The following is a 23,155-nucleotide window of genomic DNA, read 5'->3' on the forward strand; positions in this document are numbered from 1 at the left end:
TATTCCCTCAATTATCGTTTGTGGCCAGTATCGAGACGTCGTTCCATAAAAATAGAATAGCGCGACATGCCAAAACAGAAAATCCAAAATACAAAGGCGGCAAAGACCAAACCCGTCACCGGTGTTTGTGGTGTTGCCCAATTTGCATCAGAGAAATTCTGCCTCACGATCCCAAGCAAGTCGAACATACCAATAATGTAAACAAGACTTGTGTCCTTGAATAGCCCAATGAAGGTATTCACAATACCTGGAATGACCATTTTTAATGCCTGTGGCAAAATGATAAAGCCAGTTTTGTGCCAATAGCTTAAGCCCAGTGCATCCGCTCCTTCATATTGACCTTTAGGTATTGCTTGCAAACCACCGCGTACCACTTCTGCCATATAGGCGGAAGCAAATAAGGCAACACCGATAAGTGCACGCAACAATTTGTCAAAGCTCACGCCCGGCGGCAAAAACAGCGGCAACATCACACTTGCCATAAAAAGCACTGTCACCAGAGGCACACCGCGCACTGTTTCGATAAAGATAATTGAAAGTGCCTTGATAACCGGCAAATTGGAGCGCCGCGCCAATGCCAGCAATATCCCCAAAGGCAATGACACCGCAATGCCGACAAAGGACAACACCAATGTGACCAGCAGCCCCCCCCATAATGGGGTTTCGACATAGGAAAGCCCGAAGAAACCACCGACAAGAAAAATAAATGCCAGCACCGGAAAGAAGATGAAAAACACAAGAGCATTAGTCACTTTATGTTTCACCGATGGAATCATCAGCGGCACAAGTAAGACGGCAAACAGTGCTGCTGTCAGATTGACGCGCCAACGCTGATCAATCGGATAGCGGCCATAAAGAAATTGCTGATATTTTGATTGAACAAAAGCCCAGCAAGCTCCGCTCCAGCCTTCTGGCAATTCACCGCCCTGCGCTGAGGTTAAACATGCAAAACGATCGGAACCAGACCAGACAGCATCAATAAACAACCAACGCATCAATGGCGGCACGAACCACCATAATAACAAAAGCGCCACAATGGTGAGCACTGTGTTGAGTGGAGTTGATAAAAGATTACCGCGAATCCAAGCCAAAGCACCGGCATTATTAACGGGCGGGTGCTCCCGTGGCGCTAAATTATCCCGTACGTAAAGTAAGTTTTCTCTGGTCATAATCAGCGCTCCACCAAAGCCATTTTGGCGTTAAACCAGTTCATAAAGCCGGATGTCAGCAAGCTGATACCGAGATAAATCACCATCCAAATCGCCACAACTTCAATGGACTGCCCTGTCTGATTAAGGATAGTTCCCCCTACTGCGACAAGATCCGGATAGCCGATTGCAATCGCCAGTGACGAGTTTTTAGTCAAATTCAGATATTGGCTGGATAGCGGCGGAATAATAATGCGCATCGCCTGCGGAATAACGATCAGCCGCATAGTCTGGCGGGAACGTAACCCTAAAGCCTCTGCTGCCTCTGATTGACCGCGACTGACGCCCAAGACACCAGCGCGCACTGTTTCGGCAATAAAAGCAGCCGTATAAAAAGAGAGCGCCAGAAACAGAGACATAAATTCCGGCTTGATCTGCGCGCCACCACTCAGGCTGAAAGTACCAAGTTTGGGGTAATCAAAACTCAAAGGCATACCAAGTGCCAAAAACAGTATGAAAGGCAAACCAATAATTAATGCCAGATTAACCCAGAGGGTTGGAAATGATTGACCACTCTGAATACGGCGTTTGCGCGCCCAACGGCCCACCAAAAATGCTGCCACGATGCCAGCAAGAAATGTAATGCCAATAATTCCGGCCCCTTCTCCCCACACCATCGAGGGAAAGAAAAAACCACGATTATTGAGATATGTATTAAACGGTAATTCCAAGCTCTCGCGCGCCTGTGGCAACACAGAAAGTACGCCGAAATACCAAAAGAAAATCACCAGCAAAGGCGGAATATTACGGAAAACTTCCACATAAACAGTGCAGAGCTTGCGAATAAGCCAATTATTGGACAAACGTCCCACGCCAACCAAAAAGCCGACAATCGACGCAACAATGATGCCGAGCAAGGCCACATAGAGCGTGTTTACCAATCCCACCAATAATGCCCGGCCATAGGTCGAGTCATTATTATAGGCAATCATCGTCTGACTGACATCGAAGCCTGCACGCCCTTTTAAAAACGCAAAGCCTGAAGCGATATTGGCTTTTTGCAAATTGGCAACCGTATTACCAACAATCCAGTAAACGAAACCGACAACGGCAATAAAAACCAATGCCTGATAAAAAATACCCCTGATATGCGGATCATACAGTAGCGATCCGCGTGCAGGCTGTATCCTTTGTTGCGCCATTGAACCTGAGGTCATTTATTTCCCCACAGATGTTAAGCGAGGTTCCTTTTTTAAGGAAGCGCTCCCCATCCCGGCCATCTTCGTGACCAAGTCAGGCAGCTTCCGCGCCAGCCGCCATGCTCTTTTTATGAGCACTTAGCCTAAAACATGATAATGATCTGCAATTGCCGGAAATTTCATCAAACTGTAATGGCAACCGCTTGTTCAGTTGCCACTCAGATTATTCGCACTTGGACAAAATTCGAAATCCATACAAAATGATACTCAGTCCAAAGGGCAGTTTATTTTTATGTTCCGGCAAAACCCGTGCTTGAATGTAAATTTCAAATTATAAAAAGGTCACTAAAAAACACACGAGCCTTGTGATCATCCCTATGCATCAAGGTGACCGTATCCTTGCATTGCTTAGCGATACGGTCAGCCTTATCTGCGTTAGATCCATTTGTTAACGGATCGGCATACCATACTGTAAACCACCCTTGGTCCACTGGGCGTTAATGCCGCGAGCAATTTTCAACGGGCTGCCTGAACCGATATTACGGTCAAACACTTCGCCATAATTGCCGACACCTTTGATGATCTTTACAACCCAGTCATTTTCGAGACCAAGATCAGTGCCGATTTTAGTATCTGCTTCTGTGCCGAGTATACGTTTAATCTCAGGATTGTCAGAGTTTTTCATCTCATCAACATTGCCCTGATTAATGCCCATTTCTTCGGCATCCAGCATCGCAAAATGTACCCAGCGTATCACGTCCGCCCATTGAGAATCACCCTGGCGCACTGTCGGCCCTAATGGTTCTTTGGAAATAATTTCCGGCAATACGATATGATCATCCGGGTTGGAGAGACGCAAGCGAATGGAGTAAAGGCCGGATTGGTCGGTGGTATAGGCATCGCAACGCCCTGCATCATAGGCCGCATTCACCTCATCCACTTTTTCAAACACGACCGGATTATATTCCATTTTGTTCGAACGGAAATAATCAGCCAGATTCAGCTCGGTGGTGGTACCGGCCTGAACGCACACTGAAGCACCGGAAAGTTGCAATGCCGAATTGATACCCGCCAGTTTTTTGGCGTTAATCATAAAGCCCTGACCGTCATAATAATTTACGCCGGTAAAATCGAGACCGAGTGAAGTATCACGCCCGATTGTCCATGTGGTATTGCGAATCAGGACATCCACTTCCCCCGATTGCAAAGCTGTAAAACGCTCTTTTGCATTAAGTGGTGTGAATTTCACCTTGCTTGTATCGCCAAAAATAGCCGCAGCCACAGCACGGCAATAATCAACATCAAAACCCGTCCACTCGCCTTTATCATCAGGCGAGGCAAAACCTGTGAGCCCTGTATTGACCCCGCATTGCAAAAAGCCCTTAGCTTTTACATCATCCAATGTGCCGGCGGATGCACTTCCGCCAATCAGCACAGTCGACAAAGCAGCCCCTAATATGATTTTTCCCATTACGCTCTGATGAATATATTTTTTCATTTGGTACTTAACCTTTTTATTATTTTCCCCACGAACAACCCACAGAGCGTACCGTATTTTATCAATTCGCCGGTAGATGCTCTATAACCGATACGGGTCGATCTTATTACCTTCTCATGGAAGGCGATAATTCGCCAGTGGTCAAGAGATTTCGTGTTAAACTTTCTTACAAGAAATGAAACAGAACCCCACAAATTCAAGGTTAATAAGGCTTTTCCAACTATTCATCGGTGCAAATTCACTAACCTGACTTCAAGAAGTAAAAATACTAAATTCATCACAAATTCAGATAGATGCATAACATAAACAAATGTAACGACGCTTTTCCACCCCTAAAATTTTAAAAAAATCAGCTCCTAATATTTATTTTTTCGCCCCGAAGAAATAATATTTCTCACGGAGAGAAAATTATACAACCACAGACTAACAACCACACCAATCGTAAATCCTGCCAGAATATCGGTTGGATAATGAGCTGCGACCACTACACGGCTAAAGGCCAATAGAAAGCAAAGCGGGATCAGCAGCCATCGAAGTCGCGGTAAATATTTAAACGAGAATACGAATAAAATACCTGCCATCATCGCATGACCAGACGGAAAGCTTAAATAAAGATAACTGGCACTGAGAGGTGAGAAATATTCCGGCCCCAATTGTTCCAACAAATGCGGTCGTGCACGCCCTACCAAAAACTTGATTAGCGTTACCGGAATGCCGGCGCAGATGATTGCAAAAAACAGATAAAGCCCAGCCTCGCGTGCACGCATGATCAATGCTGAAACTGGCTTTCCTGCCTGCTGCTTTAAATAAAATCCACTACCTGCCCAAATCAACAGCGCCAATACCAGCCAATAGCCTGACTTAATCATATTGGTTGATGAGGCCAGTATTTGCTGAAACTTGGTTGTATGTTCTGTCCATACTGCACTCACCTGCGCATCATATGGATGCACAAGCAACAAAAGCAAAGGCAAAACGCATAGAGCCCATGTCATCGGCGCAGTCCAACCAAAAGGTTTTGGTTGCTTCACAATAGCAAAAAAATTCTTGAATATATGACTTAGTGAAAATTGCGACGTCTTAACATTCATAAACAGTGCCTTTAAAAAACTAAATTCCAATGCGCAGCCAAACTGTATCAAGGGTCCAACATCGTCATAATGATGGCGAGTGCTAAAAATAAAGGGAACCGCTGTTCTTTTGGGCTCAGCTATGCACAATTGCTGTCAGTTGCATGAAATTTTAATTATCCGAGGCTTGCTCACATGACCAGTAAAGACAAACAAAACAATTATGGCATCCATACGCGCCTTGCGCATGACGGCTATAATCCGCGCGAATATCATGGTTTCGTTAATCCTCCTGTTGTGCGTGCCTCAACGGTTTTGTTTCCTAATGCTGAGAGTATGGTTGATGGCAGCCAGAAATATACCTACGGCACCAGAGGCACCCCAACGACCGGCGCTCTTTGCGATGCCATCAATGCTTTAGAAGGTTCAGAGGGCACTGTTTGTGTACCATCAGGGCTTGCGGCCGTTACCGTGCCCTTGCTCGCCTTTTTAAACCCCGGCGACCACGCACTATTTGTTGATTCCATCTACAACCCTACCCGCCATTTTGCCGATACGATTCTCAAACGCCTTGGTGTTGAGGTCGAATATTATCCACCCCACACCGGTGCAGATATCGAAAAGCTTTTTAAAGCCAATACAAAAGTGGTTTTTACGGAATCACCAGCTTCCAACACTTTTGAGGTACAGGATATTCCGGCAATAGCGAAAACTGCCCATACCCGTGACATTATTGTTATGATGGACAACACATGGGCAACGCCGGTTTATTTCCGTGCATTAGATTATGGTGTCGATATTTCCATTCACGCTGCCACCAAATATCCGTCCGGTCACTCTGATATTCTTTTCGGTACTGTTTCTGCCAACAAGCGATGCTGGCCACAATTGCTCGAGACTCACGGTACTTTAGGCCTCTGCGTGTCAGGTGATGACGCTTATCAGGTGCTGCGCGGTATGCGCACTATGGGCATCAGACTGGAACACCATCAGAAGAGCGCCCTCACTATTGCTGAATGGCTGGAAAATCATTCAGCAATCGGCGAAGTTTTACACCCAGCCCTTCCAGGCCACCCCGACCACGCTTTGTGGCAACGCGACTTTAAAGGTGCCTCGGGTGTGTTTTCGATAGTGCTCGCCGGCAAATCAGATGAAGAAGCACGTAAATTCGTCAATGCTCTGCAAATCTTTGGTCTTGGCTATTCATGGGGTGGCTATGAAAGCCTTGCAGTGGTCGTCAATATTAATGACCGCACGGTTGCACGCAAAGATTATGGCGGCGCCATTATCCGCCTGCAAATCGGGCTGGAGAATCCAGAGGATCTAATTACCGATCTGAACCGTGGATTCGCAGCGTTAGAATCATAAAAGCCTTTATAATCTGACATTTGTTTAAGTTTCCTCTTCCGCCAAAATCATATTTTTTAGCGGAAGAGAGCGCAAAAAAGCCCTGTAAAGCAGACTTTGTGAAAAAACTGACATTTTTTCGTTTAAAAGCTGGATTTAGGGCTTGCCAACTGCGAAGCGAGCGCCTATTAAGCCGTCATTCGCAAGATAGCGGAGCGTAGCGCAGTCTGGTAGCGCACCTGATTTGGGATCAGGGGGTCGCAGGTTCGAATCCTGCCGCTCCGACCATCACTTAGATGAGGCGGATTTATCCTTTTAAAATTTGACGATTAGAGCGCAATGCAAATTACTGTGTTAGCGCTATATTGCCTTGTGAATTCAGCAACTTAAAAAATAAAATTTCTTTCAAAATTTAGATTTAGGGCTTGCAAAGACTCAACCTACCCCTTAATAAGACAGTCATTCGCAAGATAGCGGAGCGTAGCGCAGTCTGGTAGCGCACCTGATTTGGGATCAGGGGGTCGCAGGTTCGAATCCTGCCGCTCCGACCATTACAAGAAAAGCGGATAGCAAGGTTCCTCACATGGTCGCACGTATTTATCGCCCTGCAAAAACAGCCATGCAATCGGGCAAGGCCAAGTCAGAAACGTGGTTTCTTGACTACGAACCACAATCACCTCGCGTTGTTGAACCTTTGATGGGCTACACCTCAGGCCGCGACATGCAGAGTCAAATACGTCTGAAGTTTGAAACCAAAGAAGAAGCAATTGCTTATGCAACTCGCAATGGCGTTGCCTACAAAGTCTTCGAACCTAAAGAAGCCAAGCGCCGTCAGGTTTCTTATTCAGACAATTTCCGTTCAGACCGCTTGCAGCCTTGGACTCATTAATTTTAACAGGATCATAAAATCCTTTTGAAATAATAAGATGGCGGCAAGACTCACCTTGCATTTATGTGTATTTGCGCACATAAGTTCTGAATAGATTTACCATTTTTGGTCCCGTAGCTCAGCTGGATAGAGCACCGGCCTTCTAAGCCGACGGTCACAGGTTCGAATCCTGTCGGGATCGCCATTACATTGCATATGTATTTAAGACTTAGTAATAGCAAGCATCCCACTTGCTTAAAAACACTATATATCCTAAAGGTTTATGTAGGTTCGGAGCGTAGCGCAGCCAGGTAGCGCACTTGACTGGGGGTCAAGGGGTCGTGGGTTCGAATCCCGCCGCTCCGACCATTACTTCTAAGATAAATAAAATTCTTTAAATAAAAAAGCTTGGCGATATAGCATTTGTATAATGCTATCATATTTCTTATCAGCACATATATAAGCTATTCTAGCAACAGTGAATATAACGATAGCGATTACTGCAAACGATGCAGGCCATCTACGACGCGATCAATTAATAGGTTCTGAGCCTAATGTCACTTCACAATTGATTCATCGATCAATGAATTTGCTCTAGAAACTATATTTTGCGCTCGATTAGCACACAAAAAAGCAGGAGAAACTGTTACATTTCCCTGCTTATTTATTAACCAATGATAATGATGTTATGCGAAAGTACGATAGGTGAAGCTTTCAGGCACAGGTGCCTTTGAATTTTCTTCCGCCATAGAAGTTACCAAATCGCGCAGCGGTGAACGCACACAGACAGGGTCTGTAGCACTTGCATCCCCCGCAATCGCCATCGCCTGACAACGGCAGCCGCCGAAATCAATTTCTTTACGGTCGCATGTACGGCACAGATCCGGCATCCAGTCATCACCGCGGTAAGCGTTGAACGCATCGCCATGATACCAGATATCAGCAAGCGCTTTATCTTTGATATTATCAAAGCTCAGTGACGGGATTGTTTCCGCCGCATGGCATGGCAACACGCGGCCATCCGGCGTGACATTCAGGCCAATACGCCCCCAGCCGCCCATACAGGCCTTAGGATAGGACGAATAATAGTCTGCCGGCACATAATCGATCACCAGTCGGCCTTCCAACCGTTTGCGCGCTTCTGCCACGGTTTTATTGGCAAATGCAACCTGCTCACGTGTTGGTAACAATGCAGCTTTGTTTTTTTCTGCCCAGCCATGAAACTGCACCGTCGCAATTTCAATGCGGCGTGCACCAAGCTCAATGGCCAGCGCCAGCATGTCATTGAGCTGTTCCATATTCTGCTTGTGGCAGACAGCATTCACAGTCAGCGGAATACCGGCATCACCAACCCATTTGGCAACAGCCATTTTGCGGTCAAAACCGCCTTTATAACCACCGACACGATCAGCGGAGATAGCATCTGTGCCCTGAATGGAAAGTTGAACATGATCCAGCCCCGCCTCACCCAGCGCTTTAACACGCTGCTCGTTGAGGCCAATGCCGGATGTAATCAGATTGGTATAAAGACCAATATCGACAGCCGCCTTGGTCAGCTCCAGCAAATCACGCCGTGCGGCCGGTTCACCGCCGGAAAGATGCAGATGCAGTACGCCCATTTTGGCAGCCTGACGGAAAGTTTCGATCCAGTCTTCCGTCGAAAGCTCTTTTTTCACGCCAATCAGCTCCAACGGATTGGAGCAATAAGGACAGGAAAGCGGACAACGATGGGTCAGTTCGGCAAGTAATGCCATTGGCGGCGGCGCAAGCTTTTTTAAAGCCGCACTTGCCGCCAAATTGGTGGCAGTCATTCCACAACCTCAATCATACGACGATTGGCCAGTTCCTGAACAAATTTCAGCACATCACCACCAATCTGGTCACGCGGCGCATTGTAATCAGTCGCGAACTGGTCGCAGATAGCATCGATTGAACGTACGCCATCCAAAGCATTAACGATGGTTACCGCAATCTCATCAACCGCCATCGCACGTTCAGGTGCCAGTAAAACGGTTTGTCCGCGCACATCATCAACCCGCAGGCGCACACCGCGCGCAAGCTTGACAATATTCGACGCCAGAATAGTTACACTGTCACTCATGCTGAAACTTTCTTTGCAGCCAGCGCCTTGTCCCATTCAGCATTCACGCCTTCTTTGCCGTCCCATGCACCTGGTGGAATCATACCCGGCGCAACATAGGCCAGGTAAAGCGCATCCAACTGCGACCACAAAACATCGGTTTTAAAGGTGAGTGCTGCCGCAACGGCATCCTGTTTTTCCAATGTGTCGGCATGTTCCATCACATAGGCCAGGCCATATTCCACATCGACGGGCGCTTCATTCAAACGCTGACGAAAATAAGACAAAGCATTGTCATCGGCAAAAGCATAATGCTTCAACAAACCAGCAATGCGGTCTTTATGAATTTTCGGCGCGAATAATTCGGTTAGAGATGAAGCTACAGCGTCAAGCAATGGCTTATCGCGCACATAATGCACATATGCACCAACGGCAAAGCGGGTGCCTGCCAAAATACCTTTGCCGGAAGCCACATAATCTGCATCCAGACCGACAGCTTCCGCCAATTTCAGCCAGCGGCGGATGCCACCGCCTTCGTGCATACCGCCATCGTGATCTTCAATGCGTGAGCGCCATGCACGGCGCATATTCACATCCTCACAGCGCGACAGAAAAGCCGCATCCTTCATCGGAATACTGCTCTGATAGCAATAGCGGTTAATCACCCATGCGCGCACTTCCGTGATGGTGCTTTCGCCGCCATGCAAGCGCACATGAAACGGATGCTTGTCGTGATAACGCTCCTGCCCGATTGCCAGCAGTCTTGCGTGAAAATCTTCTTTGCTTGCAGCCGGTTTCATAGACAAATCTCCTTGCCGTCAAAGGCAATTTCAAACCCGCTGTCTTCGACAAGTTTGCGCTCTGCGCCATCGCGCCAGACCGGGTTTGTATTATTAAGGTGGACGTAAACTTTACGGGTGACAGCAACATCGCCCAAAATCTTCAGGCTGCCATCATCGCCGGAAATCGAAATATGCCCCATCCGCTTGCCGGTTTTCACACCAGTGCCGGATTGCAGCATTTCATCATCACTGAACAAAGTGCCGTCAAAATAAAGAATATCGGCACCATCAATGCGCTTCAGAAGATCGTCGCGCACGACAGCACAGCCCGGAATATAATAAATCCGGTGGTCATCCGTCAGCATTTCAACGCCAACGGTTTGCTCGCCTTCCAATTCCGTATCAACATGCTCCCCCTCCATAAAGAGAGGCACTTTACCCGGAACGGCAAAAAGCTTGGCAGTGATGCCCGGCACGAGCGCGAAACTCTCGTTAAGCGCAATAATTTCCTGTGTTACGAAGGCGGGATCAAGCGCGCGGAAAATTGGGTTTTCAGCAATAACATCGCGGATAGCCGCCGTCATCACCAAACGGAAAGCCTGTTTCTCACGCAGGGTCAAAAGCCCGGCAATGTGATCCAGATCGCCATTGGTGAGAAGCACGGTCTTAACCGGATTGTCACGTAAGCTGCGCGGATGCAGTGCAGGCGTATCAATCAATTGCTGCCTGATATCAGGAGAAGCATTGAGAAGCGCCCAGTTTTCACCGTCTGATGTTACCGCGAGTGAGGATTGTGTTTGTGGAGGAATTCCCTCTCCTGAGGGCAAGCGCGCTAACCGGCAATTTTCGCAGCCGCAATTCCATTGAGGGAGGCCGCCGCCAGCAGCGGCCCCGATCACGATCGAGCGAAACGTCGTCATGATCAAATTTCAATGCTTAACATTGAGAATTTCTCTCCTGTTACTTAGAACAGAACTGGTTCATCACCGTCACCGGCTGCATAACGGCAGATTTCCATTGCGCAGCTGACTTCAACAAACAGAGGTGCATGCCAAGACATGTTTTTCATCCCATCTCAATTAACAAACGTATGTAGTACCGCTTTCATAGGCAGTACCCTTGCATGTTAAATGACTTAGCTATTTTTAGCTAGTTTTGATTTAAGTCTTTTGCTGACATTCGCACACATTAGTGTGAGAACCGACCACCTCATGAGCAATCCACACACTGCTCTGACTTGCTGCACCGATAAATTGCAGACTTTGGCAATTATAGCAATTGTGCGGTTACGACTTATTATTAGTATCAAATGATCATGTTAACAGCCAGCATTGCTCAACCGACAAAACAACATAAGCGCAACAGGAGGCGCAATAACAATGAATATACAAGATATGACCAGCTTTGATAAGTTTCTGACCCCAACCCTTATCAAGGTTGTTTACTGGATCGGCAATGCCGGTATCGCACTTATGTCGCTGATGATGATCTTGTCAGCATTCAGCTATATGGGCCGTGGCGTTATGCAGGTTCTGGGCGCAATTGTATTCTTTGTTGTCGGCCTGATTTTCTGGCGTGTTATGTGTGAAGGCATTATGCTTACCTTCCGCATTTATGATCGCCTGACCGAGATCAGAGATCGCCTGCCACGTAACTAATCAGTTACTGCAACAGATGGTGACAAAAATTAATTTTTGTCACCATCTGTTGATCATCAATTAATCTAATATTTTACCAGCTAACACTTTCGTTTATCGCCCGTCCGCACCATCTATGACAAAACGGCTTGAATATCCTCAGCTGTGACGCAATAAGCATTCAAACCAATCCTCTAAGCGCATGCGCTGATAAAGACGTGAATGAAAAGAACGGCATAATATGAAAGTTAAAGACGTCGAAATTCTCATTATCCCCGGCTATACCAATTCCGGCCCTGACCATTGGCAATCCCGTTGGGAGCAAAGGCTTTCCACTGCGCGCCGCGTCGAGCAAAAAGAATGGTCAAAGCCGGTTCGTGAAGACTGGGTTGAAGAAATCGTGAAGGCCGTTGAAGCTGCCGAAAAACCGGTTGTGCTGGTTGCACATTCACTTGGCGTGGCTGCGGCCATTCACGCTATTCCGCAGATCAAAGACAAGGTAGTCGGTGCGTTTTTTGTAGCGCCGCCGGATGTTGCAAACGAAAATATTCGCCCCCGCCATCTGATGACATTCGGCCCTTATCCGCGTGAAAGGCTACCCTTCCCGACATTGGTTGTCGTCAGCCGTAATGATCCTTTTTCAGATTTTGAAACGGCTGAAGCGATCGTCAATGATTGGGGCGCATTGCTGCTGGATGCCGGTGAAGCCGGCCACCTGAACACAGATAGCGGCCACGGCCCTTGGCCGGAAGGCTCAATGGTTTTTGCGCAATTCCTCAATCAGATTTAACCGGGCAGATTTAACTGAGCAGATTCAACTGGGCAGATTTAATTTGGCGAATTAAAGCAATCCAAGCTCTGCCAGCTCTCGTCTGAGTTCTGCTGGCAGGGCAGCACGCCCGCTTTTACCTGCCGCCTCGTCCAGCGGCGCATCTTCAGCGTTTAAATAGCGCCAGCCCTGAAATGCACGACGCGGCTGCCATTCCGTCGGAATAATTTTGGGCTCCAGCACCAGATGGCAGCGGTTAATGCCTTCATCATCGGTAAAGGTACGAATTTCCAGCAAACGCTGACGACACTGAATATTGCCCTTAATCACCCAATAAAGCGAACCGCCAGCAAGCAGTTCCTCCACACGCTTGGGAACCATGCGCGTAGTGTGAAACTGCTCCGGCAGCAAGCCAGCCGCACGCTTTTCTTCCAGCCGGAAATCAATCCACGCCGCAAGCGTTTCGATACTGTCGCAGCCGACACATAATTTAACCAGATTTAATGCCATATCATCAGCCTATCTGCTCATTACGATGATCGCAAATGAGGCTTAGCACTCCACCACATTAACAGCCAGACCACCAAGACTGGTTTCTTTATAGCGCTCATTCATGTCATTACCGGTCTGACGCATGGTTTCAATACAGGCATCGAGCGGTACAAAATGCTTGCCATCACCCTTCATCGCTAATGAGGCAGCCGTCACAGCTTTGACCGCACCAAGCGCATTACGCTCAATACATGGCACCTGAACAAGTCCACCAACCGGATCGCAGGTCATGCCCAAATGATGCTCAAGCGCGATTTCAGCGGCATTTTCAATCTGCGCTGGCGTGCCGCCCATCACAGCAGCCATGCCGGCCGCCGCCATAGCAGACGCCGACCCTACCTCACCCTGACAGCCGACTTCGGCCCCTGAAATAGACGCATTATGCTTGATAATACCGCCAATCGCTGCAGAAGTGAGCAGAAAGTCGTGAATATCTTTTTCCGTTGCATCCTCATGGAAATGCAGGAAATAACGCAGTACGGCCGGAACTACACCTGCTGCACCATTGGTGGGTGCAGTCACCACACGGCTGCCGGAAGCATTTTCCTCGTTGACAGCCATCGCATAAACCGAAAGCCAGTCATTGGCGAGAAGCGGATTATGGCGATTGTTGCGCCACTCATCCTGCAATTTATCATTAATGTGGCGGGCACGACGCGGCACATTCAAGCCACCCGGCATAATGCCTTCATTATTTAAACCGCGATCAATACAGGAGCGCATCGCGCCCCAGATTTTATCGAGCCCTGCATCAAGCTCTTCAGCCGACATGCGGGTTTCTTCGTTTTTGCGCTTCATCTCAGCAATGGACAAGCCGCTTTTATCCGCCATTTTGAGCATTTCAGCCGCATTGTTAAACGGATAAGGCACATTGCTTGGCGCTGTTTTTTTGCCCTTGGAGCTTTTCATCTGCTCAAGCTCTTCGGCAGTCACAACAAAGCCACCACCCACCGAGTAATAAATCCGGCGCAGCAAAACACGGTCGTTTTTATCCAGCGCTTCAAAAGCCATACCATTGGCATGTCCTGGCAGCGGAATTTTACGCTCCAACACCAGATCAACCGCCGGATCAAAAGCATAGACCGGATGGCCGGGAGCATTCAGCTTTTTCTCTTTTTTAACACGCTGAAGCTGCGCTTCCATCTCATCGGGATCAATCTGATCCGGTACATTGCCGCAAAGCCCCAAAATCACCGCGCGGTCGGTTGCGTGACCAACGCCTGTGAAAGCAAGCGAGCCATGCATATAGGCTTTCAGTCGATGAACTTTTGTTTGCGTAGGCCGCGGCCACTCGCCGTCACGCACCTCGAGCAAAAACATATTCGCAGCCGTCATCGGCCCCATCGTATGGGAGCTGGACGGGCCAATGCCGATTTTATAAAGATCAAAGACGGATAAAAACATCAACAACGCCCAGAAAATTCGTAACTTAGTAACAGATGAGATGCATCGCGCCGCACTTCAAGCACGGCAAATGCATTATCATGACCATAAAGTCGCTTTGATGGCATGCCAGCTTTCCTGATCCGGCGCAACGATCAAACCGCCATCAACATGCTGCGGCAGATAACGGCTTCCATCAAAGCGCGCTGCATAGCCGCCAGCCTCGGTATGGATCAATGAACCGGCCAGATGATCCCAAGGCATCAGTTTATTATAAACGGCAAAATGTGCATGGCCGTCAGCCAGCAAACGATATTCGTGCGCCGCACAGCGATATCCGATCTGCGACATGAATTTAGCCTGATTGCCGGCAATTTTTGAGCGTAGCGGCTCCTCCATATATTGCCATGACACGGAGCCCAGCATCTGTGATACATCTTGCGCTGCTGCCACTTTAAGTGCGCGCCGACGGGCAGCTTGAACGTGATAAGCGCCACCACCGCGAACCGCCATGATGTAATCCTGCCCCATCGGGTCATAGATAATACCGGCAACAGTTTCACCCTTTGCCAGCACCGACATCATCACGCCGAAAAGCGGAACACCTGAGGCGAAATTATAAGTTCCATCAACCGGATCAATGACAAAAGCCAGATCCGCATCATGCAAACTTTCAAGATGTGCAGCACCTGCCGAGACAGCCTCTTCACCCAAGACGATTGCATCGGGAAATTTCTCGCTCAACACGCGGGTGATATATTTTTCCGCATTGATATCGGCTTCGGTCACAAGGTCATAGGCTGTGGTTTTTTGTTTGATATCACCGGCATCAAGCTTGCGGAAACGCGGCATAATTTCAGCCTTTGCGGCATCCGCCAAAACACCTGCTAACCAATCAATCTCATTCTCGTTAAACGTCACAGCCCTCACCCTTTTTATTTATCCGAAGATATCATTAATCCTGCAAAATCAAACAAGTTACGATCCAGCATATGGCTTGGGCGAATATTACCCAATGCCCTGATCATCGTTTCTTTACGGCCCGGCATCCGCTTTTCAATATCGGTCAGCATAACCTTCATCGCATTGCGCTGTAAGCCATCCTGCGAGCCGCACAAATCACACGGAATGATTGGAAACTGCATCAGATCGGCAAATTTGACCAGATCTTCTTCTGCGACATAAGAGAACGGCCGCAGCACTTTCAAATCACCTTCATCATTGACAAGTTTCGGTGGCATCGAAGCCAGTCGGCCACCATGAAACAAGTTCATAAAGAAGGTTTCGAGAATATCTTCACGGTGATGGCCAAGCACCAATGCGCTGCAACCTTCTTCACGCGCCACACGGTAAAGATTGCCGCGGCGCAGACGTGAACAAAGCGCGCAATAGGTCTGGTTTTCAGGCACTTTATCGGTAACGATCGAATAGGTATCCTGATATTCAATCCGGTGCGCGATACCGTATTTATTTAAAAAATCCGGCAGAATATGTTTGGGGAAATTCGGTTGTCCCTGATCGAGATTGCAAGCCAGAATGTCAACAGGCAGCAGCCCGCGCCATTTAAGCTCCAGCAACACCGCCAGAAGGGCATAAGAATCCTTACCGCCCGAAAGGCCGACCAGCCAGCGCTCACCCGGCGTTATCATGGAGAAATCATCCAAAGACTGCCGTGTCAGACGCAGCAATCTTTTGCGCAATTTGTTGAATTCGACTGTCGAGGGAATATCACGAAACAGCGGATGACATCCGTCTGCCGATACACCTTCATCGGTTAAATCTGTCTCGTTTATCAGGGTTTCAACGGCGCTCATTTCCGGCCTCTTATTGTTCGCCACACTCATACAAAAAAGCCGCCCGATGGTAAACCTTCGGGCGGCTTTTTTAAGTTCTTAAATTCTAATTCAGATTAACGTGAATAGAATTCGACAACCAGATTTGGTTCCATCTGAACTGCGTAAGGTACGTCAGCAAGAGTTGGAACACGTGAGAAGGTTGCAACCATCTTGTTGTGGTCAACTTCTACATAGTCAGGAACATCACGTTCAGCCAGCTGAACAGCTTCCAGAACAATGGTGAGCTGCTTTGACTTTTCGCGAACTTCAATCACGTCACCGGCTTTAGCGCGGTATGACTGAATGTTTACGCGACGGCCGTTTACGTTAACGTGACCGTGGTTGATGAACTGACGTGCAGCAAAAATTGTCGGAACAAATTTTGCACGGTAAACGATCGCATCCAGACGGGATTCCAGCAAGCCGATGAGATTTTCACCGGTATCGCCTTTACGACGAGCGGCTTCTTCATAGGTTTTGCGGAACTGCTTTTCGGAGATATCACCGTAGAAGCCTTTGAGCTTCTGCTTGGCGCGCAGCTGTACGCCGTAGTCAGACAGCTTGCCCTTACGGCGCTGACCGTGCTGACCTGGGCCGTATTCACGACGGTTTACAGGGGATTTAGGACGACCCCAGATGTTCTCGCCGAGACGACGGTCAATTTTATACTTGGAAGCTTCGCGCTTACTCATCGCATTTCCTTTAACATAAACAAAGTGATATCCGCTTTGACACGTGATACCAATTCAGGAAACGCGCCCTCCTCTGTTTTTGAATTTCAAAAACTGACAGGACAAAGCGCGCAAGCAATGCGTCTTTATCCACGGGACACGTTGTGAAACACGAGAATCCGAGATACTCATGTTGAGCGGGCTTTTAGTCTTGATAGGGCTGGTTTGTCAAGGTGACACTGAATTATCTTCAACCTTAACTGCCGTGCTTATTGGCTAAGCTAATCCAACCCATGTGGCAAGCCTCTGGCCACGACTTAAAAAAAGCACAATTTGCGCTCTCACTACAAGGGTATTTAATGTATATTCTCATTAACGATAAGGGTTTTCTCGATGAATAAACAGCAGATTATTCTTTGCTTAAGCTTCTCTGTTTTTTTCAGCACTGCCGCACTGGCGGCACCACCTCCTAAAAAATCCGCCGATTTTAACGGTAACTATACCACACTGACACAAGATCAAAAAGCGCCGCCACAGATAGCTACATGTATTGCAACCGGCTATGATCTCGTGAAAAAAGATAAGAAGTTCGACCGCCTCGGCTTTACCCAAGACGGCATCAGCAAGGCCAAAGTGAAAAAGGCTGAATCATCCGCTGAAGAACTGACAGTTCACGGTCAGGCACGCCACCGCAAATCCGGCCAATGGCAGGATATTTCACTGCATTGCAGCTTGAAAAATGGCGCAATTAAAAGCATCAGCATAGGCAAATAAAGCCGGACACAAAAAATAAGGCCGGAGTTTTTGCTCCGGCCTTATTTTTAAGCGCTTACATCCTGACGGCTGGCGCTGGTTTTATTAAAAGCTTTTTCCAAGCCTTCATCACGCCCATATACATCATCATAATAGCGAATATGACCGCTTGCCTCATCCAGCCACGCCGTAAAATAAGCCACATAGACCGGCATTGGCTCCGGCACCTTGATGCCCCGTTCATTCTTGCCGAAATATGGCTTCAGGTCCTCAGCGCTTTTGCCCAACACTGCGGCAGCCATATCGCGTGGACGTTCCAAACGAATACAACCATGGCTAAGCGCACGCATGTCGCGTTTGAAGTAAGATTTTGCAGGCGTGTCATGCATGTAAATGTCATGACTGTTCGGGAATAATATCTTCAACTCACCCAATGAATTATCAAGGCTTGGTTTTTGCCGGATTCCCACATGTGTTTTGCCTGCCGCAACGCTTGACCAATTGATGCTGGAAGCCGGAACGACTTTACCATCCTTATAGACTTCATAACCATTGCGCGAGAGATAGCTGCTGTCACGCATGATTTTAGGCAGCATTTCATTGACGATGATTGAACGCGGCACCCCCCATGACGGGTTAAACACCACGGTTTGAATTTTATTATAGAAGAAATAGGTCTGATTGGCACGTGAACCGATGACGATATTCATCGCCTGCGTTTCCTCACCCTTATCATAAAAATAAGCGCGATAAGCCGGCTGATTGATGAAGGCATAACGATCACCAAATTCATGCGGCAACCAGCGCAGGCGTTCCATCGAATAAATCAGACGGTCACGTTTAACTGAGGTCAGCTCACCTTGAAGCGCGGCAACAGTGCTACGGCCAATAACTCCATCCGGCGTATTGCCGGTCAGGCTTTGATAATCTTTAATTGCCGCAACGAGTTCCGGCTCATATTTGTCACTTTGCGCATATTGCAACAAAATTTCCTGATGTGAGTTCAGATAGCTCGCTGGTCCTTTCTTAAGCAGAACAGCAATGACGTTGCGTAACTCGCTATTTTCCTGTCCAGGCTTAATCAGCACATCGCTGGCAATGCGGATTTCTTGGCTTTCCGGTGTCAGTTTACCAAGCTCGGTTTTAAGCGCCTGATACCATTTGCTCTGCGGTTGGAAATTAGCGAGATAATCAGCCGCATCAGCCTGATCGCTTAAAGCCGCAAGAACTTCAGCGGGCAGCACACGACCGCGCGGCAGATCGTGATAACCGCTCAAGCGATTGGCAACAATGCGCCCCTCACCGGCATCGATTGCATAGCGCAACGCACGGGCAGACATCATCAGTTCAAAGTTAAGCAGTTTTTGTAAGCGCTTTTCTTCACCATCTTCAACCGTCAGGCCGATTTCTTCAACCGCATAGTCTTTCGGGTTCAAGCCGTCTTCATCAGCATTATCAAAAAATGCCAAGAGTTTTTCAGCGCGTGCTGTCGCGCCATTTTCATCCACCCAAAGCAAGCGTTGCTGCTTGATATAAAAATCAGCAACAGCTTCAGCAATCGGCTTTTCCGCCATGATACGTGTGGTTGCAAAATAACTCTTCAACTCACTATAGAGCTTATCTTCTGCGACAGGCGTTGCATCGGTTTCCACTTCGCTGGCAGGCGCCACCAAAGCCACATCAGCCGCCGCACTTGTTACCGGTTCATCAATCTTTGAAAAATCGATGCGAACAAGTTTATCGGCTCTGTAATCATAAACCTGCGGACCTGACACTTTCACCGCTTTGACCGGAGCGGCAGTCGGTGTTGCCGGCCTGGCCGCCTTTGCGACCGGCGCCTGTGACGCTGGCTGAACCGTCTCTACTGCTGGCGCCTTTTTCTTTTGGAAAAGCTCCATCAAAGTGCTGGCAGCCTGCACTTGCGAAGCCGCCAAAGATGCGCCCACAATGACCCCCGCCAGCAATCCGGCTTTTGTTACGGATTGCTTCAGATAGATTTTCTGTCGGGAATAGTTCTTCATCATCAAATGCCTGCCTGTTTCATCATATTTTCCAGCGCAACACTGTCAGTTCTTCATCAGCAAATTATGCCTGAGCCAGTGTAGAAAGATTTAACAGAAGCTTCTCAACAATAAATATATTAGCAAGTTTCTGTTCACTTATCCGTATAGGCGCAATCTGCCGCAGTGGATTATTTGGCATGACGGGCTAAAAGCGGAGCATATTGCAAAGCCTCAATGTTTAGTCATGAGGCGCATAAGGTGAGGTATATGATGGCTGAGTTAAGCGCCGCCGATCTTTTTCCGCTCGGTGAAGACAAAACTGAATATCGCAAACTGACATCTGATTATGTTTCGGTCGAAACATTTAAGGATCAGGAAATCCTGACCGTTGAAGAAGAAGGCTTGCGCCTTTTGTCAGAAGCCGCATTTTCAGACATCAACCATCTGCTGCGCCCGAGCCACCTCAAACAGCTGGCCAATATTCTGGAAGATCCGGAAGCCACCGATAACGACCGTTTCGTGGCTTATGATCTTTTGAAAAACGCCAATATTGCTGCGGGCGGCATTTTGCCAATGTGTCAGGATACCGGCACGGCAATCATTATGGGTAAAAAAGGCCGTCGCGTCTGGACAGAGGGCGGCGATGCCGATGCTTTGGGCGCCGGTGTTTTGGATGCCTATAACAAGAAAAATCTGCGCTACTCCCAGCTTGCGCCGATTTCGATGTTTGAAGAAAAAAACACCAAGAACAATCTGCCGGCACAGATTGATATTTATCAGGAAGGTGAGGACGCCTATAAATTCCTGTTTGTCGCTAAAGGCGGCGGTTCGGCCAACAAAACATTCCTGTTTCAGGGCACACCATCGCTACTCACCCATGACCGGATGATCGAGTTTCTGAAAGAGAAAATCCTGACACTCGGCACCGCGGCCTGCCCGCCTTACCATCTGGCGATTGTTATCGGCGGCACCTCTGCTGAGATGAACCTGAAAACCGTAAAGCTTGCCTCCACGCGTTATCTGGACGAATTGCCAACTGAAGGCTCCGAAACCGGCCACGCTTTCCGCGATCTGGAAATGGAAAAAGAAATCCATAAGCTGACCCAGTCGCTTGGTGTGGGCGCGCAGTTCGGCGGCAAATATTTCTGCCATGATGTGCGCGTTATCCGCCTGCCACGCCACGGCGCATCATTGCCGATCGGCCTTGGCGTTTCCTGCTCGGCTGACCGTCAGGCAAAAGCTAAAATCACCAAGGAAGGCATCTTCCTTGAGCAGCTGGAAACCAATCCGGCACAGTATATGCCTGAAATTGATGAGGAAAAGCTTTCCTCCCATGTGGTGAAGATCGACCTTAATCAGCCGATGGATCAAATTCTTAAAGAATTATCGAAACATCCTGTAAAGACACAGCTTTCCCTGTCCGGCTCAATCATTGTGGCACGCGATCTGGCCCATGCTAAAATCCGTGAACGGTTGGAAAACGGTGACAGCATGCCGGAATATTTCAAAAACCATCCGATCTATTATGCAGGTCCGGCCAAGACCCCGACCGGCTATGCCTCCGGCTCCTTTGGCCCGACCACGGCAGGACGTATGGACTCTTATGTTGACCAGTTCCAGTCTTTTGGCGGTTCAATGGTCATGCTTGCTAAGGGCAACCGCTCCCGTCAGGTACGTGATGCCTGCGGTAAACATGGCGGCTTCTACCTTGGCTCCATCGGCGGCCCTGCTGCTCGTCTGGCTCAAGACTGCATCAAAAAAGTCGAAGTGGTTGAATATCCGGAACTTGGTATGGAAGCCATCTGGCGCATTGAGGTTGTCGACTTCCCTGCTTTCATCGTCATTGATGACAAGGGCAACGACTTCTTTAAAGAGCTGAACCTCAGCTAATATTTTTATAAAACAGCATCAAAAAAGCCGGAAAGAAATTTCCGGCTTTTTTCATTAAAATCGGGAATCGCGTGACAAGCCCTTTTCTGCCAATTCAGCCAGATAGGCCTGCCAAAGAGCATCATGCTCGGCACCCAGCTTGTGCAGATAGTTCCACGTAAACAAGCCGCTATCATGCCTGTCATCAAAGACAATACGCACAGCATAATTACCAATCGGCTCAATCCGGCTGATCGTTACATTGCGCTTGCCACCAATGGTTTTGCGTTGTTCCGGCGTATGTCCCTGCACTTCTGCCGAAGGCGATAAAACCCGCAACATTTCTGCACGAAGCACATAAGAACTGCCATTATCAAAGCTAATGTTCAACTCTGTGCGGTCTTGTGAAACCCGCAACTCCACCGGCCAGATATCACTCACCAAACTGCTCCTTTAATGCCCTTGCTCGTGCGTCAAGATTTACGCGCAATTTTAATCAATCACAAGGCAATAGCACTCGCCTGAGATAAGTCACGATCAAACCATTTTGACTGCTGGACAGCGAAGCTTAGAAGCCTTATCTCTGGATATGAGGGCGAAGCATAATAATAATGAGCTTTTCAATGCAGGACGTGAAAAATACAGCTGATCTTGAGCCTTATGCGCCAATGATTGATCCGTTTGAGCGGGTCATCAATTACCTGCGCGTTTCGGTGACAGACAGATGTGATTTCCGCTGCACATATTGCATGGCAGAACATATGACCTTTCTGCCACGCAAAGACCTGCTCTCGCTGGAAGAATTAGACCGTCTTTGCAGCACATTTATCGCCAAAGGCGTCAAAAAACTAAGGCTTACCGGCGGTGAACCTTTGATGCGTAAAAACATCATGCATCTTATTCGTGAGCTTTCCCGCCATCTAGCAAGCGGCGCACTGGAAGAGCTGACCCTTACCACCAATGGCTCACAATTGTCGCGTTTTGCACGAGAATTGAAAGAATGCGGCGTCCAGCGCATCAATGTTTCCATCGACACACTCGACCATGATAAGTTTCAGCAGATCACCCGCTGGGGCAAGCTTGAGCAGGTGCTTAACGGCATTAATGCAGCCCTTGAAGCCGGACTTCACGTCAAGCTCAACACGGTGGCACTCAAAAATTTCAACGAGTTTGAAATTCCATCCATGCTTCAATGGGCACATGCACGCGGCATGGATATGACACTGATTGAAACCATGCCGCTCGGCGAGATTGATATTGATCGCACCGATCAATATCTGCCGCTCTCCAAGGTCCGGCAAAACCTGCAATCGGAATTTACGCTTACACCGCTAAACTACCGCACAGGCGGCCCTGCACGCTATTACAAGATTGCGGAAACCGGCGGAAAACTTGGTTTTATTACCCCGCTGACCCATAATTTCTGCGAAAGCTGCAATCGCGTGCGCATTACCTGCACCGGCACGCTTTTCATGTGTTTAGGCCAGGAAGATGCAGCTGATTTGCGTGAGCCGCTTCGCGCATCCGAAAGCAATGCACTTCTCAGCCGCACCATCGACGAAGCGATTTCACGAAAGCCTAAAGGTCATGATTTTATCATCGACCGGCGTGACCAGCGCCCTGCACTACCCAGACATATGAGCATGACCGGCGGATGAGTTTCGCGCCGACCTTATTAAATTCTTGCTTTT

At 48.3% G+C, this 23,155-nt stretch carries 23 protein-coding genes and 4 tRNA genes; 11 read left to right on the top strand and 16 right to left on the bottom strand.

The genetic code is table 11. The features are described 5' to 3' along the window. Nucleotides 1–11: 11 nt before the first annotated feature. The 4 genes from FHS77_RS03040 to FHS77_RS03055 all read right to left on the bottom strand — a co-directional run bounded on the left by FHS77_RS03040 (nt 12) and on the right by FHS77_RS03055 (nt 5,065). Entirely contained in the window at nt 12–1,169 is a 1,158-nt protein-coding gene (locus FHS77_RS03040; protein WP_184219844.1) for an amino acid ABC transporter permease, read from the bottom strand. A 2-nt stretch (nt 1,170–1,171) separates the two neighbouring features. Beyond that, complete coding sequence (locus tag FHS77_RS03045) at nt 1,172–2,365, bottom strand: amino acid ABC transporter permease (RefSeq protein ID WP_184219847.1); 1,194 nt, start codon at nt 2,363–2,365, stop codon at nt 1,172–1,174. 430 nt (nt 2,366–2,795) lie between these two features. After that, a complete protein-coding gene (locus FHS77_RS03050) occupies nt 2,796–3,845 on the bottom strand; it encodes an amino acid ABC transporter substrate-binding protein (protein WP_184219850.1) in 1,050 nt (349 codons plus the stop codon). Between the two features lie 356 nt (nt 3,846–4,201). Then, complete coding sequence (locus FHS77_RS03055) at nt 4,202–5,065, bottom strand: phosphatase PAP2 family protein (protein WP_184219853.1); 864 nt, start codon at nt 5,063–5,065, stop codon at nt 4,202–4,204. Nucleotides 5,066–5,110: 45 nt separating this feature from the next. On the opposite strand from FHS77_RS03055, the gene FHS77_RS03060 reads away from it, so the two are divergent. The 6 genes from FHS77_RS03060 to FHS77_RS03085 all read left to right on the top strand — a co-directional run bounded on the left by FHS77_RS03060 (nt 5,111) and on the right by FHS77_RS03085 (nt 7,499). After that, nucleotides 5,111–6,283, top strand: a complete 1,173-nt coding sequence (locus tag FHS77_RS03060) for a cystathionine beta-lyase (protein WP_184219856.1) — start codon at nt 5,111–5,113, stop codon at nt 6,281–6,283. A 190-nt stretch (nt 6,284–6,473) separates the two neighbouring features. Then, a tRNA-Pro gene (locus FHS77_RS03065) sits at nt 6,474–6,550 on the top strand. 186 nt (nt 6,551–6,736) lie between these two features. Then, nucleotides 6,737–6,813: transfer RNA gene (locus tag FHS77_RS03070), tRNA-Pro, on the top strand. Nucleotides 6,814–6,845: 32 nt separating this feature from the next. Further along, nucleotides 6,846–7,151, top strand: coding sequence for an ETC complex I subunit (locus tag FHS77_RS03075; RefSeq protein ID WP_184219859.1), 306 nt, complete (start codon nt 6,846–6,848; stop codon nt 7,149–7,151). A 107-nt stretch (nt 7,152–7,258) separates the two neighbouring features. Then, nucleotides 7,259–7,335 (top strand) — tRNA-Arg (locus FHS77_RS03080). Between the two features lie 87 nt (nt 7,336–7,422). Then, a tRNA-Pro gene (locus FHS77_RS03085) sits at nt 7,423–7,499 on the top strand. 317 nt (nt 7,500–7,816) lie between these two features. Here the strand turns inward: FHS77_RS03085 and pqqE are convergent. From pqqE to pqqA, 5 genes are read right to left on the bottom strand one after another with little or no spacing between them, the layout of a single operon-like run. Next, complete coding sequence (gene pqqE, locus FHS77_RS03090; protein WP_184219862.1) at nt 7,817–8,941, bottom strand: pyrroloquinoline quinone biosynthesis protein PqqE; 1,125 nt, start codon at nt 8,939–8,941, stop codon at nt 7,817–7,819. Continuing rightward, on the bottom strand, nt 8,938–9,231 hold the full coding sequence (pqqD, locus tag FHS77_RS03095) for a pyrroloquinoline quinone biosynthesis peptide chaperone PqqD (protein ID WP_184219865.1): 294 nt from the start codon (nt 9,229–9,231) through the stop codon (nt 8,938–8,940). Before pqqD ends, pqqE begins: the two co-directional genes overlap by 4 nt. Continuing rightward, complete coding sequence (gene pqqC / locus FHS77_RS03100; RefSeq protein ID WP_184219868.1) at nt 9,228–10,010, bottom strand: pyrroloquinoline-quinone synthase PqqC; 783 nt, start codon at nt 10,008–10,010, stop codon at nt 9,228–9,230. The genes pqqD and pqqC overlap by 4 nt, the downstream gene beginning before the upstream one ends. Beyond that, nucleotides 10,007–10,912, bottom strand: a complete 906-nt coding sequence (gene pqqB / locus FHS77_RS03105) for a pyrroloquinoline quinone biosynthesis protein PqqB (protein WP_184219871.1) — start codon at nt 10,910–10,912, stop codon at nt 10,007–10,009. Before pqqB ends, pqqC begins: the two co-directional genes overlap by 4 nt. Before the next feature lie 44 nt (nt 10,913–10,956). Then, nucleotides 10,957–11,052 carry a pyrroloquinoline quinone precursor peptide PqqA gene (gene pqqA / locus FHS77_RS03110; RefSeq protein WP_184219873.1) on the bottom strand — a complete coding sequence of 32 codons (96 nt, stop codon included), beginning with the start codon at nt 11,050–11,052 and terminating at the stop codon, nt 10,957–10,959. A 319-nt stretch (nt 11,053–11,371) separates the two neighbouring features. On the opposite strand from pqqA, the gene FHS77_RS03115 reads away from it, so the two are divergent. Beyond that, a complete protein-coding gene (locus FHS77_RS03115; RefSeq protein ID WP_184219876.1) occupies nt 11,372–11,650 on the top strand; it encodes a DUF4282 domain-containing protein in 279 nt (92 codons plus the stop codon). A 220-nt stretch (nt 11,651–11,870) separates the two neighbouring features. Continuing rightward, entirely contained in the window at nt 11,871–12,419 is a 549-nt protein-coding gene (locus FHS77_RS03120) for an RBBP9/YdeN family alpha/beta hydrolase (protein ID WP_184219879.1), read from the top strand. A 51-nt stretch (nt 12,420–12,470) separates the two neighbouring features. On the opposite strand, the gene FHS77_RS03125 is transcribed toward FHS77_RS03120, so the two are convergent. The 5 genes from FHS77_RS03125 to rpsD all read right to left on the bottom strand — a co-directional run bounded on the left by FHS77_RS03125 (nt 12,471) and on the right by rpsD (nt 16,860). Then, nucleotides 12,471–12,908: a DUF1489 family protein gene (locus FHS77_RS03125; protein WP_184219882.1), complete on the bottom strand. Its 438-nt coding sequence runs from the start codon at nt 12,906–12,908 to the stop codon at nt 12,471–12,473. Nucleotides 12,909–12,950: 42 nt separating this feature from the next. Beyond that, the gene (locus tag FHS77_RS03130; RefSeq protein ID WP_184219885.1) at nt 12,951–14,354 is read right to left on the bottom strand and encodes an L-serine ammonia-lyase; all 1,404 of its coding nucleotides are present in this window, start codon (nt 14,352–14,354) and stop codon (nt 12,951–12,953) included. Between the two features lie 78 nt (nt 14,355–14,432). Next, the gene (locus FHS77_RS03135) at nt 14,433–15,254 is read right to left on the bottom strand and encodes an inositol monophosphatase family protein (protein WP_184219887.1); all 822 of its coding nucleotides are present in this window, start codon (nt 15,252–15,254) and stop codon (nt 14,433–14,435) included. Nucleotides 15,255–15,268: 14 nt separating this feature from the next. Then, nucleotides 15,269–16,147 (bottom strand): tRNA 2-thiocytidine(32) synthetase TtcA, encoded by an 879-nt coding sequence (ttcA, locus tag FHS77_RS03140; RefSeq protein WP_184219890.1) that lies wholly within the window; start codon nt 16,145–16,147, stop codon nt 15,269–15,271. A 95-nt stretch (nt 16,148–16,242) separates the two neighbouring features. Next, a complete protein-coding gene (gene rpsD, locus FHS77_RS03145) occupies nt 16,243–16,860 on the bottom strand; it encodes a 30S ribosomal protein S4 (RefSeq protein ID WP_184219893.1) in 618 nt (205 codons plus the stop codon). 372 nt (nt 16,861–17,232) lie between these two features. Between rpsD and FHS77_RS03150 the strand changes: the two genes are divergently transcribed. Continuing rightward, nucleotides 17,233–17,613 carry a BspC domain-containing protein gene (locus tag FHS77_RS03150; protein WP_184219896.1) on the top strand — a complete coding sequence of 127 codons (381 nt, stop codon included), beginning with the start codon at nt 17,233–17,235 and terminating at the stop codon, nt 17,611–17,613. 47 nt (nt 17,614–17,660) lie between these two features. Here FHS77_RS03150 and FHS77_RS03155 read toward each other — a convergent pair whose 3' ends face one another. Next, nucleotides 17,661–19,613 carry a L,D-transpeptidase family protein gene (locus FHS77_RS03155; protein WP_184220566.1) on the bottom strand — a complete coding sequence of 651 codons (1,953 nt, stop codon included), beginning with the start codon at nt 19,611–19,613 and terminating at the stop codon, nt 17,661–17,663. A 252-nt stretch (nt 19,614–19,865) separates the two neighbouring features. Here FHS77_RS03155 and FHS77_RS03160 point away from each other — a divergent pair, with 252 nt between their 5' ends. Continuing rightward, complete coding sequence (locus tag FHS77_RS03160) at nt 19,866–21,485, top strand: fumarate hydratase (RefSeq protein WP_184220569.1); 1,620 nt, start codon at nt 19,866–19,868, stop codon at nt 21,483–21,485. Between the two features lie 54 nt (nt 21,486–21,539). Here the strand turns inward: FHS77_RS03160 and FHS77_RS03165 are convergent, their stop codons facing one another. After that, nucleotides 21,540–21,905, bottom strand: a complete 366-nt coding sequence (locus FHS77_RS03165; protein WP_184219900.1) for a gamma-butyrobetaine hydroxylase-like domain-containing protein — start codon at nt 21,903–21,905, stop codon at nt 21,540–21,542. 182 nt (nt 21,906–22,087) lie between these two features. Between FHS77_RS03165 and moaA the strand changes: the two genes are divergently transcribed. Beyond that, nucleotides 22,088–23,122, top strand: a complete 1,035-nt coding sequence (moaA, locus tag FHS77_RS03170) for a GTP 3',8-cyclase MoaA (RefSeq protein WP_184219903.1) — start codon at nt 22,088–22,090, stop codon at nt 23,120–23,122. The last annotated feature ends 33 nt before the right edge of the window (nt 23,123–23,155 follow it).

It is taken from the genome of Paenochrobactrum gallinarii, from assembly GCF_014205685.1.
GTDB lineage: Bacteria > Pseudomonadota > Alphaproteobacteria > Rhizobiales > Rhizobiaceae > Paenochrobactrum > Paenochrobactrum gallinarii.

Excerpts from the sequence above, each read along its gene's own strand:
- FHS77_RS03060 (WP_184219856.1), top strand. The coding sequence starts at position 5,111 with ATGACCAGTAAAGACAAACAAAACAATTATGGCATCCATACGCGCCTT.
- FHS77_RS03155 (WP_184220566.1), bottom strand. The coding sequence starts at position 19,613 with ATGAAGAACTATTCCCGACAGAAAATCTATCTGAAGCAATCCGTAACA.
- ttcA (WP_184219890.1), bottom strand. The coding sequence starts at position 16,147 with ATGAGCGCCGTTGAAACCCTGATAAACGAGACAGATTTAACCGATGAA.
- moaA (WP_184219903.1), top strand. The coding sequence starts at position 22,088 with ATGCAGGACGTGAAAAATACAGCTGATCTTGAGCCTTATGCGCCAATG.
- FHS77_RS03115 (WP_184219876.1), top strand. The coding sequence starts at position 11,372 with ATGAATATACAAGATATGACCAGCTTTGATAAGTTTCTGACCCCAACC.
- pqqE (WP_184219862.1), bottom strand. The coding sequence starts at position 8,941 with ATGACTGCCACCAATTTGGCGGCAAGTGCGGCTTTAAAAAAGCTTGCG.
- FHS77_RS03125 (WP_184219882.1), bottom strand. The coding sequence starts at position 12,908 with ATGGCATTAAATCTGGTTAAATTATGTGTCGGCTGCGACAGTATCGAA.
- FHS77_RS03040 (WP_184219844.1), bottom strand. The coding sequence starts at position 1,169 with ATGACCAGAGAAAACTTACTTTACGTACGGGATAATTTAGCGCCACGG.
- FHS77_RS03045 (WP_184219847.1), bottom strand. The coding sequence starts at position 2,365 with ATGACCTCAGGTTCAATGGCGCAACAAAGGATACAGCCTGCACGCGGA.
- pqqC (WP_184219868.1), bottom strand. The coding sequence starts at position 10,010 with ATGAAACCGGCTGCAAGCAAAGAAGATTTTCACGCAAGACTGCTGGCA.
- pqqB (WP_184219871.1), bottom strand. The coding sequence starts at position 10,912 with ATGACGACGTTTCGCTCGATCGTGATCGGGGCCGCTGCTGGCGGCGGC.
- FHS77_RS03050 (WP_184219850.1), bottom strand. The coding sequence starts at position 3,845 with ATGAAAAAATATATTCATCAGAGCGTAATGGGAAAAATCATATTAGGG.
- FHS77_RS03075 (WP_184219859.1), top strand. The coding sequence starts at position 6,846 with ATGGTCGCACGTATTTATCGCCCTGCAAAAACAGCCATGCAATCGGGC.
- FHS77_RS03150 (WP_184219896.1), top strand. The coding sequence starts at position 17,233 with ATGAATAAACAGCAGATTATTCTTTGCTTAAGCTTCTCTGTTTTTTTC.
- FHS77_RS03130 (WP_184219885.1), bottom strand. The coding sequence starts at position 14,354 with ATGTTTTTATCCGTCTTTGATCTTTATAAAATCGGCATTGGCCCGTCC.
- FHS77_RS03160 (WP_184220569.1), top strand. The coding sequence starts at position 19,866 with ATGGCTGAGTTAAGCGCCGCCGATCTTTTTCCGCTCGGTGAAGACAAA.
- rpsD (WP_184219893.1), bottom strand. The coding sequence starts at position 16,860 with ATGAGTAAGCGCGAAGCTTCCAAGTATAAAATTGACCGTCGTCTCGGC.
- FHS77_RS03120 (WP_184219879.1), top strand. The coding sequence starts at position 11,871 with ATGAAAGTTAAAGACGTCGAAATTCTCATTATCCCCGGCTATACCAAT.
- pqqD (WP_184219865.1), bottom strand. The coding sequence starts at position 9,231 with ATGAGTGACAGTGTAACTATTCTGGCGTCGAATATTGTCAAGCTTGCG.
- pqqA (WP_184219873.1), bottom strand. The coding sequence starts at position 11,052 with ATGTCTTGGCATGCACCTCTGTTTGTTGAAGTCAGCTGCGCAATGGAA.